Source organism: Allobosea sp., assembly GCF_035999205.1.
Classification (GTDB): Bacteria; Pseudomonadota; Alphaproteobacteria; order Rhizobiales; family Beijerinckiaceae; genus Allobosea.
This window is the reverse complement of sequence record NZ_DASYHA010000010.1, coordinates 60,770-73,450: the sequence shown is the minus strand read 5'-3', so window position 1 is coordinate 73,450 and position 12,681 is coordinate 60,770. Positions and strand designations below refer to the sequence as shown.

Sequence of the window (12,681 nt, the reverse complement as noted above, 5' to 3'; positions counted from 1 at the left end):
CACCGACTATCCGACGCCGGACGGCACCTGCATCCGCGACTACATCCACGTCACCGATCTCGCCCGGGCGCATCTCTCCGCGCTCGAGCATCTGCGCGCCGGCGGCGCCAACCTGACCCTCAACTGCGGCTATGGCCGCGGTTACTCGGTCAGCGAGGTGGTGCGCGTGGTCAAGCAGGTCTCGGGCGTCGATTTCCCGGTCAAGCTCTCCGGCCGCCGCGCCGGCGATCCGGCCTCGCTCGTCGCCAGGGCCGACCGCATCCGCACGGAACTCGGCTGGCGCCCCGAACATGACGACCTCGAGGAGATCGTCCGCCAGGCCCTCGCCTGGGAAGACAAGCTCAGGACGCGAAACGCGCTCTGAGCCCATCCGGCCTCAGCCCGCAACGACCAGATCGGCCGGGTCCCTGACGTCCGTGACCGTCAGCCGGCGCATCTCGCCCGAGCGCGTCACCCAGTCGATCGACTTGCCGGCCGCCATGCCGATCAGGGCGACGCCGACCGGCGTCATCACCGAGATCTTGCCGGCATCGACATCCGCCTCCTCCGGCCGGACTAGCGTGATCGTGGTCTCCTTGGCCGTGCCCTCGTCGCGGAAGGTGACGCCGCTGCCGATGCGGACGTGATCGGCCGAGCTGCGGCCCTCCGGCAGGATGCGAGCCCGATCGAGTTCGCGGCCGAGTTCGGCCGCGAGATCGGCAAGGCGCTCGCCGGCGCCGGCGACGGCGCGGCTGAGCATGAGATGGTCCTCGGCGGTGAGCACGATAGCCGGCCGCGCGGAGCGTTTCGTTGAATTGGTCATGAGGTATCCTGAAAGATGGCTCGGCAGCCGGCGGCGAAGGTCGATCGACCGCGCCGACTCGCGACTGTCCGAAAGGCTGATGTGGGTCTAGGATCGAGGCGCCGAAAGGCGCGGCACTGGCCCCGAACCCGGAGCGCGCGGCGCGGCGGGCGCGGGGCTAGTGGCCCGCGATGAGATTGCCCGAGCGGTGGAGACCGCGGCAGAACCGGAGATGGCTGTCCATGCCCGCAAGGCTCGGCCAACCCGCCCGATTTGTCAAATCGCGCCACTGCGACGCACCCCGGATCGGCGGCATTGCGACCGCGCTTAACCTTTGGTTAAGCTTGTTCAGGCGCTCTGGAGAGACCCGCCTTTCCAACCCGAACCGAGTGTCCCCATGCGCCTGTCCGTCATCGCCGCTACGGCCCTGATCAGCCTCGCGCCGGCGTTCGCGCAAACCACCGGCTCGATCAACACCTCGGCCGCCAGAACTCGCGACGCCAAGCCTGCCCCGGCGGCGACGCCAGCGAATGCCTCCTTCGACGCCTTCCTGCAGCGGCTCTGGCCGCTGGCCCAGCAGCGTGGCATCTCGCGCGCCACCTTCGACGCCGCCTTTCGCGGTGTGACGCCCGATGCCTCGATCGTCGCGCTGACGAAGAAGCAGTCCGAATTCACGGCGCCGATCTGGGGCTATCTCAACAGCGCGATCGGCGGCACGCGCATCCCGCGCGGTCGCGACGCCGCCGCCGACAATGCGAGCGTGCTGGCGCAGGTCGAGGCGCGCTACGGCGTGCCCAGGGAGATCGTGCTTGGCGTCTGGGGGATGGAGACCAATTACGGCTCGTTCAAGGGCGACAAGGACACGATCCGCTCGCTCGCGACGCTGGCCCATATCCGCTATCGCGGCGACTTCTTCCGCGACGAACTCCTGACCGCGCTCGAACTGATCGAGGAAGGCCATGTCGAACGCCGCGAGCTGCGCGGTTCCTGGGCCGGCGCGATGGGCCATACCCAGTTCATGCCGTCGAGCTACCGGAAATATGCGGTCGACTTCACCGGCGACGGGCATGCCGATATCTGGACCTCGACGGCCGACGCGCTCGCCTCGACCGCCAACTACCTCAAGGGCTATGGCTGGGTGCAGGGCTTGCCCTGGGGCCTCGAGGTGACCTTGCCCGAAGGTTTCGACCACAGGCTGAACAAGGCGAGCTTTGCGAGCTTCGGTTCGGCCGGCGTGCGCCGCGCCGATGGCCGCGCCCTGCCGTCTTCGGGAGAGGCGCGGCTGTTCTATCCCGCCGGCCATCGCGGCCCGGTCATGCTGCTGACCGAGAATTTCGACGTCATCAAGAAGTACAATTCCTCGGACGCCTACGCGCTCGCTGTCGGCCATCTCGGCGACCGGATCATGGGGCGTCCGGCGATCCAGGCCGATTGGCCGGTGCAGGCACCGCGTCTCGACAAGGCCGGTACTGAGGACCTCCAGCGCCGGCTGAAGGCTCTCGGCCTCTACAACCACGACGCGGACGGGCGCATCGGAACCGGCACGCGCGAGGCCGTGCGACAGTACCAGCTCCGCACCGGCGAGGTCCCCGATGGCTGGCCGACGCCCGCCCTGCTGGCGAAGATGCGCAGCCCACGCTGACGCCGGCGCCAATCCGGACTATATATCCGGCAGGCCGGTCTCCGGCGCGGGATCGAGAGCCCGATGCGTTTGCGCTCCCTCCTCATGCTTCTGGCGGCTGCCGGACTGCTGCTTCTGACCGGCGGTCCGACCTCGTTCGCCCAGCAGTATTATCGCCAGCAGCCACAGCAGCAGCGCGGCTTCTTCCAGTGGTTCTGGCAGCAGCCCGCGCCGCCGCCCGTCGCGCAGCCGCAGCGCCAGCGCGTCGCGCCGGTCGTCCGCCGCCGCCCGGCCGCTCCTGTCGTGGTGCGCGACGACCCCGTCATCCCCAAGGTCGATGTCGCCCACCACATTCTGGTCATCGGGGATTCGCTGGCCCATCTCCTGGCCGACGGGCTGGAGGAGGCCCTGGAGGACCGGCCGGACCTTGCCGTGATCCAGAAGGCCAAGCCGGATTCCGGCCTCGTCCGCAGCGATTTCCACGACTGGCCGAAAGTCGCCACCGAACTGCTGGCCGGCGATCAGAAGGTGAGCCTCGGCGTCATCATGATCGGCCTCAACGACCGGCAGGCCATTCGCGAGGCGGACACCGTCCATGAGCCGCTGAGCCCGCGCTGGCTCGAACTCTACCGCGAGCGCATCGACGCCGTGACGCAGATCTTCGCCGCCAGGCGCGTGCCCCTGATCTGGGTCGGCGCGCCGCCGGTACAGAATGCCAGGCTCTCGGCAGATTTCGTCACCTTCAACGAGCAGTATCGCCAGCAGGTCGAGCGTGCCGGCGGGCAGTATGTCGATCTCTGGGGCGCCTTCGTCGATAGCGAGAACCGCTACGCGACGATGGGCCCTGACGTCTCCGGCCAGACCATGCGGCTGCGGCTCGGCGACGGTATCCATTTCACCGCGGCCGGTGCCCGCAAGGCGGCGCATTTCGTCGACGTGCTGGTGCGCCGCATGTTCGAGCCTGGCGCACAGGGCAATGTCGTCGCCCTGCCGGTCTCGCCCGACACCGGCGCGCCGACCAGCCCCGAACTGCAGCCCGGTGGCGTCGAACGGCTGATCGACCAGATGGTCAGCGGCCTGCCCTCGATCAGCCTGCCGGCCGCGCTCCAGGCCAAGCCGCTGGCGGGGCCGATCCTGCCGCTGACCGGCACGGCCGCACCGGGCGATCAGACGCTGTTGATCTCGATACCGGAGGCGCGCGGCCGCGGCGACATCGCAAGCCAGCTCGACCGCATCTTCGTCGAGGGCGTCCTGCCCGAGCCCAAGCCGGGGCGGATCGACGATTATCGCTGGCCGCGCTGAGCCGGCACCCCCGCTCCTCACCCCGCCATCAGCCTGTCGAAGACCGGATCGGGATCGTCGACCTCGACCAGCCGCTTGCCCGAGATGACCCAGATCCGCGTCGCCACCGCGCGCACGAAGGCGCGGTCATGGCTGACCAGCAGGCAGGCCGTCTCATGCTTGATCAGCTCGCTCTCCAGCATGTCCTGACCTTCGATGTCGAGATGGTTGGTCGGCTCGTCCAGCAGGTAGAAATTGGGCTCGGCCAGGCGCAGCAGCAGCATCGCAAGCCGGGCACGCTGCCCGCCGGACAGGCGCGCCGTCGGCGCCGGCTGCGCCTCGCTCGCGATACCCGCGCCAGCGAGCACGGTACGCGCGGTCTGGTCGCCGAGATCGCTCGACCGCTTCACTGCGTCCCACGGCGTGCGCCAGGCATCGAGCTGCGAGAGGCCCTGGTCCGAGTAGCCAGCTTTGAGGCTCGCCGCGCCGCGCATGTCGGGATCTGAACCGTCCAGCGCCGTTCGCAGCCGCGTGACAAGCCGAGTCTTGCCGCTGCCATTGGCGCCGAGCAGCGCGATCCGGTCGCCCTTCTCGATCCAGAGCTGTCCGGTGCGGAACAGCAAGCGCCCGTCCGGCGCCGTCACCGACGTTTCCTTGATCGAGACCAGGGCCTTGGCATGGGAACCGCTGCTGGCGAGACGGATCGTGCCGGCCGAGCGCTCCTTGTGCCCGGGGCGTGCCTGCTCCTCCAGCTTGTCAGCACGCTCAGACAATTGCTTGGTCTTGACCACCAGCAGGTCCGAGCCGGAGTTGATGCCGATATTCTTCAGCTTCGCCGCCTGCTGCCTGAGCGCCTTGACCTTGCGCATCTCGTTCTCGAACTGCCGGTCCCGTGCCGCGTCGCGCTCTTCCAGCGCCAGCACGGCACGCGAATAGGGCAAGGCGAAATCGACGCTCTCGGCCGGTCGCAGGAACAGGGTGCGCGTGCTGACATCGTCGAGGAAGGCGCGGTCATGGCTCGCCGCGACCACGGCGCAGTCGCGCGGCAGCGCGGCGAGGAAACGCTGCAGCAGGCCAATCCGTTCGAGGTCGAGATGATTGGTCGGCTCGTCCAGCAGCAGGAGATCCGGCTCGGTCACGGCTGCCCGCGCCAGCAGCATCGTGCGCTGCCAGCCACCGGACAGGCCGGCAACGGCCCGGCTGCGCAGGCTTTCCTCGACCATGAGGTCGTCCAGCAGCACATCGACGCGCCAGCTCTCGGTCTCCGCCGCCTCGGGATCGAGCGCGTCGCGCACCGCGTCGTAGAGGCTCATCGGCAGAAGCCGCTCTGGCGGATCCTGCGGCGCGAAGGCGGTGACGAGGCCCCGAGCGCGGGTCAGCGTTCCGCCGCTAGCCTCCTCCGCGCCGGCGATGATGCGCAGGAGCGAGGATTTGCCGCGCCCGTTGGCGGCGACGAGGCCGAGGCGGTCGCCCTTGGCGATGGCGAGAGCGAGGCCGCTGAACAGCGGCGCGCTGCGCACGAGCGAGAGGTCTTTCAGGGTGATGAGGGACATCGGAATCTCATGGAGTCAGACATGCGCGATTGAACGCGCCAGAAAGGCTGACGATGAGACGGCGATGCGCTCCCGATCAGCCCCGCGAGGTGAAACGCGGGGCGCAAACAGGTCCGCGGGTGCGGCAATGGAAGCGGCGGCGAGGCGCCTGCTTCCCCTTCTGGTGAGATTCCATGGCGCCGATCATAGCGGAGCGGGCTGAATTGAACAGGGCATCGCCGGCATGACACGCAGGAGCGCCGAGCGGCTCGATGCGCGCCGGCGGAACCCTCGCCGATTCCTCGCATTGATGGGCCAGGGAGGCGAAGGCGCGATGCCGAGATTCGTGACGATCGGCTACGGCGACCGGGCCGGATATGACAGGACCCCTTCGGCCGTGCGTGATGCGGGCCATGCCCAGGATGCGCGGCTCGTCGCGCGCGGGGCCGTGATGGGCATCGCCGGGAGCCCGACACAGGTGCGAAATCCCGACGCCACCGGCGTCCGGACCACAGCCGGCCCCTTCATGGCGTCGGACCTGCCCGTGGCAGGTTTCGCGTTGATCGAGGCCGACAATCTGCAGGAGGCCATCGACCTTGTCTCGCGCGTGCCCTGCGCCGTGGCGCATGGCGTTGTCGAAATCTGGCCGCTGGAAGAGCCGGACGCGTCCTGATCCAGGCTAGGCTCCCAGCAGGTCACACCGGCAGGATCGTCTCACCCATCAGGTGCTTGTCGATGGCATGCGCGGCCTGGCGGCCCTCGCGGATCGCCCAGACGACGAGCGACTGGCCGCGGCGCATGTCGCCGGCGACGAAGACGTTCTCGGTGCTGGTCTTGTAGTCGCGCTCATTGGCGATCACGTTCGCCCGCTTGTCGACCGCCGCGCCCGACTGCGCGATCATCCCCTCGATCACCGAGCCGGCGAAACCGATGGCCAGGAAGCAGAGATCGGCCTGCAGGACGAACTCCGTGCCAGGGATCGGCTTGCGCTTCTCGTCGACGCGCGCGCACTTCACCCCTGTCAGCCGGCCGTTGCGGCCCTCCAGACCGAGCGTCGCCGCCTGGAATTCGCGTTCGGCTCCCTCCGCCTGCGAGGAGGAGGTGCGGAACTTCGTCGGCCAATAGGGCCAGACCGTCAGCTTGTCCTCCAGCTCCGGCGCCATCGGCCGGATGTCGAGCTGGGTCACCGAGAGCGCACCCTGGCGGAAGGCCGTACCGACGCAGTCCGACGCCGTGTCACCGCCGCCGACCACCACGACATGCTTGCCGGCCGCCAGGATCGGCGTGATCGCCGAGATATCCTCGCCGCCGGTGCGCTTGTTCTGCTGGGTCAGGTAGGGCATCGCATAGTGCACGCCCTGGAGGTTGGTGTCGGGCAGGCCGGGATCGCGCGGCGCCTCGGCACCGCCCGTCATCAGCACGGCGTCGTGCTCGGCGGTGAGCGTCGAGAAGGGCAGCGTCACGCCGACATTGACGTTGTAGTGGAAGGTGACGCCCTCGGCCTCCAGCTGCTTCACGCGGCGGTCGATATGCTTCTTTTCCATCTTGAAGTCGGGGATGCCGTAGCGCAGCAGGCCGCCGGCCCGCGCCTCGCGCTCATAGAGATGCACCTCGTGGCCGACGCGGGCGAGCTGCTGCGCCGCAGCCATGCCTGCCGGTCCGGAACCGACGACGGCGACCTTCTTGCCCGTGCGCGTGGTCGAAGGCTCCGGAACGATCCAGCCCTCCTGCCAGCCCTTGTCGGCAATTGCCTGCTCGATCGTCTTGATCGTCACCGGCATGTTCTCGAGGTTCAGCGTGCAGGCCTCCTCGCAGGGCGCGGGGCAGATGCGGCCGGTGAACTCCGGGAAGTTGTTGGTGGAGTGGAGGTTGCGCAGCGCATCCTCCCAGCCGCCGGAATAGACCAGCTCGTTCCAGTCCGGAATCTGGTTGTGAACCGGGCAGCCGGTCGGACCGTGGCAGAACGGGATGCCGCAATCCATGCAGCGCGCCGCCTGCTTCTTGACGTCGCGCTCCTCCAGCGGGAGCGTGAACTCCCGGAAATGGCGGATGCGGTCGCCGGCGAGCTGATACTTCTGCTCCTGCCGGTCGTATTCGAGGAAGCCCGTGACCTTGCCCATACTTCTGTTTCTCTCGCCGTCCAGCCCGGGCCCGGCCCGGGCCCCCCGGAGACCGGGGCGCCTGTCCTGATGAGGTCCCGGGTCGGACATGCCACCCGGGCCTGACGAGTCGTCTTATTCGGCCGCCTGCAAGCTGCGGGCCTGCTCCATCTCGCGCAGCGCCCGGCGGTATTCCACCGGCATCACCTTGACGAATTTGGTCCGGTAATCGGCCCAGTTGTCGAGGATGCGACGTGCCGTCTCCGAACCGGTGTAGTTGGCGTGGTTCGTCAGCATCTGCATCAGGCGCTCCTCGTCATGGCCGGACATGTCGCCCATGTCGATCCGGCCCTTGTGCTCGAGGTCGCCGCCATGATGGTGCAGGCGCTCCATCAGATCCTCCTCCTCCTCGACCGGTTCGAGATCAACCATGGAGAGGTTGCAGCGCGCCGCGAAGCTCTTGTCCTCGTCCAGCACATAGGCGATGCCGCCCGACATGCCGGCCGCGAAGTTGCGCCCGGTCGGCCCGATCACGGCGACGACGCCACCGGTCATGTATTCGCAGCCATGGTCGCCGGTGCCCTCGACCACCGCGACCGCGCCGGAATTGCGGACCGCGAAACGCTCCCCGGCGACGCCGCGGAAATAGGCCTCGCCCGCGATCGCGCCGTACAGCACCGTGTTGCCGACGATGATCGAGCGCTCGGCCACGGCCTTCGAGGCCGGGTCCGGCTTCACGATCAGCTTGCCGCCCGACAGGCCCTTGCCGACATAGTCGTTGGCCTGTCCGGTCAGCTCGACCGTCACGCCCGCCGCCAGGAAGGCGGCGAAGCTCTGGCCGGAGGTGCCGTTCAGCTTCACGGTGATGGTGTCGTCCGGCAGGCCGGCATGGCCGTACTTCTTGGCGACGACGCCTGACAGCATCGCGCCGGCCGAGCGATCGACGTTCGAGATCGGCTTCTCGATCACGACCGGGGTTCCGGTCTCGACCGCATCCGCCGCCGCCTCGATCAGCGCGCGGTCGAGCACGTGCTCGATCGGGTGCTTCTGGAGTTCGACATGGCGGATCGCGACGCCGGGCAGCTCGACCTTGTGGAAGAGCTTGGTGAAGTCGAGCCCCTTCGCCTTCCAGTGGTCGATGGCATCGCGCTTGTCGAGCAGGTCCGAGCGCCCGACGATCTCGTCGAGCTTGGTGAAGCCCATCTCGGCCATGATCTTCCGCACGTCTTCGGCGACGAAGAAGAAATAGTTGACGACGTGCTCGGGCAGCCCCTTGAAGCGCTTGCGCAACACCGGATCCTGCGTCGCGACGCCGACCGGGCAGGTGTTCAGATGGCACTTGCGCATCATGATGCAGCCGGCCGCGATCAGCGGTGCGGTCGAGAAGCCGAACTCGTCGGCGCCCAGCAGCGCCCCGATCACGACGTCCCGGCCGGTGCGCAGACCGCCATCGACCTGCAGCGCGACGCGCCCGCGCAGCTTGTTCAGCACCAGCGTCTGCTGCGTCTCGGCGAGGCCGATCTCCCAGGGCGAGCCGGCATGCTTGAGCGAGGTCAGGGGGCTTGCACCGGTGCCGCCCTCGAAGCCCGAGATGGTGATGTGGTCGGCGCGCGACTTGGCGACGCCGGCCGCGACCGTCCCGACCCCGATCTCGGAGACCAGCTTGACCGAGACGTCGGCCGCCGGGTTGACGTTCTTCAGGTCGAAGATCAGCTGCGCCAGATCCTCGATCGAATAGATGTCATGGTGCGGCGGCGGCGAGATCAGGCCGACGCCCGGCGTCGAATGCCGCGTCTTGGCGATCTTGGCATCGACCTTGTGGCCGGGAAGCTGGCCGCCCTCGCCGGGCTTGGCACCCTGCGCGACCTTGATCTGCATGACGTCGGAGTTCACGAGATACTCGGTCGTGACGCCGAAGCGGCCCGACGCGATCTGCTTGATCGCAGAGCGCTTGGAACGACCGTCGGCCATCGGCTTGAAGCGGATCGGCTCCTCGCCGCCCTCGCCGGTGTTCGACTTGCCGCCGATCTGGTTCATCGCAATGGCGATCGTCTCATGCGCCTCGCGCGAGATCGAGCCGAAGGACATCGCGCCGGTGGCGAAGCGCTTCACGATCTCGGCCGCGGGCTCGACGCTCTCCAGCGGCACCGGCTGGCGCCCGTCATCGCCGGCGAGCTTGAGCTTGAACAGGCCGCGGATCGTGGTCAGCCGCTGCGCCTCGTCATTGACCTGGCGAGCGAAGTCCTCATAGCGGTCCTGCGCGTTCAGCCTGACCGCATGCTGCAGCGAGGCGACGACGTCGGGCTGCCAGACATGGTCCTCGCCGCGGATGCGGTACATGTACTCGCCGCCGATATCGAGGCTGTTGCGGTAGATCGGCGCATCGCCGAAGGCGTCGCGATGACGGCTGACGCTCTCCTCGGCGATCTCGTCGAGTCCGACGCCCTCGATCGCCGTGCCCGTCCCGAAGAAGTAGCGCTCGACGAAATCGCTCTTCAGGCCGACCGCATCAAAGATCTGCGCGCCGCAATAGGACTGGTAGGTCGAGATGCCCATCTTGGACATGACCTTCAGCACGCCCTTGCCGACCGACTTGATGTAGCGCTTGACCACCTCATAGGCGTCGACTTCGGTCGGGAACGCGCCCTGCTCATGCTGGTCCAGAAGCGTGTCGAAGGCGAGATAGGGGTTGATCGCCTCGGCGCCATAGCCGGCGAGGCAGCAGAAATGATGGATCTCGCGGGGCTCGCCGGACTCGACGACGAGGCCGACCGAGGTGCGCAGGCCCTTGCGGATCAGATGATGATGTACCGCCGCCGTCGCCAACAGCGCCGGGATCGGAATGCGGTCGGCGCCGACCTGCCGGTCGGACAGGATGATGATGTTGTAGCCGCCATGGACGGCCGCCTCGGCGCGCTCGCAGAGCCGCGCGACCGCGCCTTCCATGCCGGCTGCGCCCTCGCGCGCCGGATAGGTGAAGTCGATCGTCTTGGTGTCGAAGCGATCCTCGTAATGACCGATGCAGCGGATCTTCTCGAGATCGTCATTGGTCAGGATCGGGGTGCGCACCTCGAGCCGCTTGCGGCGCGACGTGCCCTCCAGATCGAGGATGTTCGGCCGCGGCCCGATGAAGGACAGCAGGCTCATCACCAGCTCTTCGCGGATCGGGTCGATCGGCGGGTTCGTCACCTGCGCGAAGTTCTGCTTGAAGTAAGTGTAGAGCAGCTTCGACTTGAGCGAGAGCGCCGAGATCGGCGTGTCGGTGCCCATGGAGCCGACGGCTTCCTGGCCGGTCACCGCCATCGGCGCCATCAGCAGGCGGACATCCTCCTGCGTGTAGCCGAAGGCCTGCTGGCGATCGAGCAGCGGCACATCGGTGCGCGAGGCGCGCGCCTCGACCGGCGGCAGGTCCTCCAGCACGATCTGGGTGCGCTTCAGCCAGTCCTTGTAGGGGTTGGCGAGGCAGAGCGTCGTCTTGATCTCGTCGTCGCCGATGATCCGGCCCTGTTCGAGGTCGATCAGAAGCATCTTGCCGGGCTGCAGGCGCCACTTCTCGACGATCTTCTCCTCCGGGATCGGCAGCACGCCGAATTCGGAGGCGAGCACCACGAGCCCGTCATCGGTGACGAGGTAGCGCGCCGGCCGCAGGCCGTTGCGGTCGAGTGTAGCGCCGATCTGCTTGCCGTCGGTGAAGGCGATCGCCGCCGGCCCGTCCCAGGGCTCCATCAGCGCGGCGTGATACTCGTAGAAGGCACGCCGCTCCTCGTTCATCAGCGGATTGCCGTTCCATGCCTCGGGAACGAGCATCATCATGGCATGAGCCAGCGAGTAGCCGCCCTGCACCAGGAATTCGAGCGCGTTGTCGAAGCAGGCGGTGTCGGACTGGCCCTCATAGGAGATCGGCCAGAGCTTCGAGATGTCGGCGCCGAACAGCTCGGAATCGACGCTCGCCTGCCGCGCCGCCATCCAGTTGACGTTGCCGCGCAGCGTGTTGATCTCGCCGTTATGGGCGACCATCCGATAGGGATGGGCGAGACGCCAGGACGGGAAGGTGTTGGTGGCGAAGCGCTGATGGACGAGCGCGAGCGCGCTCTCGAAGCGCGGATCGGTCAGATCCTTGAAGTAGCTGCCGAGCTGGGTCACCAGCACCATGCCCTTGTAGACGATGGTGCGCGCCGACATCGAGACCGGATAATAGGTCGCGGTCGCCCGGTCCTGGCGCTGATAGACCTTGTTGGAGACGGACTTCCTGAGGACATAGACCTTGCGCTCGAAATCCTCCTCGCTCGCAATCTCGGCCGGACGGCCGACGAAGAGCTGGCGGTGGACCGGCTCGGTCTCCAGTACGGCCTCGCCGAGATCACTGTTGTCGACCGGCACGTCGCGCCAGCCCAGGAAGATCAGCCCCTCCTCGGTGACCGCCTGCGCCACGATCTCCTCGCAGACCGCGCGATCCTGCGCCTCCTGCGGCATGAAGAACTGACCGATGGCATAATGGCCGACCTCGGGCAGCACGATGCCGAGCTTGGCCGCCTCCTCGCTGAAGAAGCGATGCGGGATCTGGGTGAGGATGCCGCAGCCATCGCCGAGCTTGGGATCGGCCCCGACCGCGCCGCGATGGTCGATATTGTGGAGAATTTGCAGGCCCTGCGCGACGATGGCGTGGCTCTTGCGGTTCTTCATGTCGGCGACGAAGCCGACGCCGCAGGAGTCCTTCTCCATCGAAGGGTCATAGAGCCCCTGGCGCCCCGGCATGGCCGGGTCGCGAACCTCGGGAAAACGCTCGAAAGGCTTGGCCCCGTCCAGAGAACCGGCGCCGCCCTTGACGACGCTGCTCGACTTGCTGGTTGCGCTCATCGTCAAACCCCGCTTGCCAATGCCCTTCCAGCTTCCGCCTGAGGCACCGTTGAGTCCACAAGTTCCTTGCCGTGCCGCCGCAGCCATGTCGCACCCGCAGGGACGGCAGAGAGCTGGGGCCGGCATGGCCGGACCGTTCATCTGTTGGAGGCTTGCTTGCGCTTGGTCTCGGGGCGCCCGCGTCCTCCGCAGGCGCCCGGGCTCTCGCCCGGCTTCGCCTGCCTTAGGCCGTCGCTTTACGGACGGCTCGCGTACGGTTGGCTTTGGCGTCTTTAGCCGTGCCCCACGTCATCGATCCGCTCCGTTGCGATGGCGCGACCTGAGCCCGGAGGCTGCGGTCAGCGCGGCGAAAAATGGGACAGCAATACTGTCCTATTGAGAGGAATTTGCCAGAATTCTAATGTCTGCACAAGAGCCGAATTTGCATCATAACGAAATTTTATTGCTATCTCGATCAATAGGCGGACATATCCGGCACGAAAGCGAGACTCAGCCAGCACGGTTCTTGTT

Annotated in this window: 8 protein-coding genes; 4 read left to right on the top strand and 4 right to left on the bottom strand. The window is 67.4% G+C overall.

The window, feature by feature from the left end:
* A partial coding sequence (locus tag VGN82_RS02350; RefSeq protein ID WP_327525373.1) for an NAD-dependent epimerase/dehydratase family protein occupies positions 1-364 on the top strand: 364 nt, incomplete at its 5' end.
* A gap of 12 nt (positions 365-376) precedes the next feature.
* Here the strand turns inward: VGN82_RS02350 and rnk are convergent.
* Positions 377-802 carry a nucleoside diphosphate kinase regulator gene (gene rnk / locus VGN82_RS02345; protein ID WP_327525372.1) on the bottom strand — a complete coding sequence of 142 codons (426 nt, stop codon included), beginning with the start codon at positions 800-802 and terminating at the stop codon, positions 377-379.
* A 376-nt stretch (positions 803-1,178) separates the two neighbouring features.
* On the opposite strand from rnk, the gene VGN82_RS02340 reads away from it, so the two are divergent.
* Complete coding sequence (locus VGN82_RS02340; protein ID WP_327525371.1) at positions 1,179-2,423, top strand: lytic murein transglycosylase; 1,245 nt, start codon at positions 1,179-1,181, stop codon at positions 2,421-2,423.
* A gap of 63 nt (positions 2,424-2,486) precedes the next feature.
* Positions 2,487-3,704: an SGNH/GDSL hydrolase family protein gene (locus tag VGN82_RS02335; RefSeq protein ID WP_327525370.1), complete on the top strand. Its 1,218-nt coding sequence runs from the start codon at positions 2,487-2,489 to the stop codon at positions 3,702-3,704.
* 17 nt (positions 3,705-3,721) lie between these two features.
* Here the strand turns inward: VGN82_RS02335 and VGN82_RS02330 are convergent, their stop codons facing one another.
* Positions 3,722-5,236 carry an ABC-F family ATP-binding cassette domain-containing protein gene (locus VGN82_RS02330; RefSeq protein ID WP_327525369.1) on the bottom strand — a complete coding sequence of 505 codons (1,515 nt, stop codon included), beginning with the start codon at positions 5,234-5,236 and terminating at the stop codon, positions 3,722-3,724.
* A 313-nt stretch (positions 5,237-5,549) separates the two neighbouring features.
* On the opposite strand from VGN82_RS02330, the gene VGN82_RS02325 reads away from it, so the two are divergent.
* Entirely contained in the window at positions 5,550-5,888 is a 339-nt protein-coding gene (locus VGN82_RS02325) for a YciI family protein (RefSeq protein WP_327525368.1), read from the top strand.
* A 22-nt stretch (positions 5,889-5,910) separates the two neighbouring features.
* On the opposite strand, the gene VGN82_RS02320 is transcribed toward VGN82_RS02325, so the two are convergent.
* Positions 5,911-7,335 carry a glutamate synthase subunit beta gene (locus tag VGN82_RS02320; protein ID WP_327525367.1) on the bottom strand — a complete coding sequence of 475 codons (1,425 nt, stop codon included), beginning with the start codon at positions 7,333-7,335 and terminating at the stop codon, positions 5,911-5,913.
* A 114-nt stretch (positions 7,336-7,449) separates the two neighbouring features.
* Positions 7,450-12,171, bottom strand: coding sequence for a glutamate synthase large subunit (gene gltB / locus VGN82_RS02315; protein WP_414644181.1), 4,722 nt, complete (start codon positions 12,169-12,171; stop codon positions 7,450-7,452).
* Positions 12,172-12,681 lie beyond the last annotated feature (510 nt).

Bases quoted from the DNA above. Each gene is read 5' to 3' on its own strand.
- rnk (WP_327525372.1), bottom strand. From the start codon at position 802: ATGACCAATTCAACGAAACGCTCCGCGCGGCCGGCTATCGTGCTCACC.
- VGN82_RS02340 (WP_327525371.1), top strand. From the start codon at position 1,179: ATGCGCCTGTCCGTCATCGCCGCTACGGCCCTGATCAGCCTCGCGCCG.
- VGN82_RS02335 (WP_327525370.1), top strand. From the start codon at position 2,487: ATGCGTTTGCGCTCCCTCCTCATGCTTCTGGCGGCTGCCGGACTGCTG.
- VGN82_RS02330 (WP_327525369.1), bottom strand. From the start codon at position 5,236: ATGTCCCTCATCACCCTGAAAGACCTCTCGCTCGTGCGCAGCGCGCCG.
- VGN82_RS02325 (WP_327525368.1), top strand. From the start codon at position 5,550: ATGCCGAGATTCGTGACGATCGGCTACGGCGACCGGGCCGGATATGAC.
- VGN82_RS02320 (WP_327525367.1), bottom strand. From the start codon at position 7,335: ATGGGCAAGGTCACGGGCTTCCTCGAATACGACCGGCAGGAGCAGAAG.
- gltB (WP_414644181.1), bottom strand. From the start codon at position 12,171: ATGAGCGCAACCAGCAAGTCGAGCAGCGTCGTCAAGGGCGGCGCCGGT.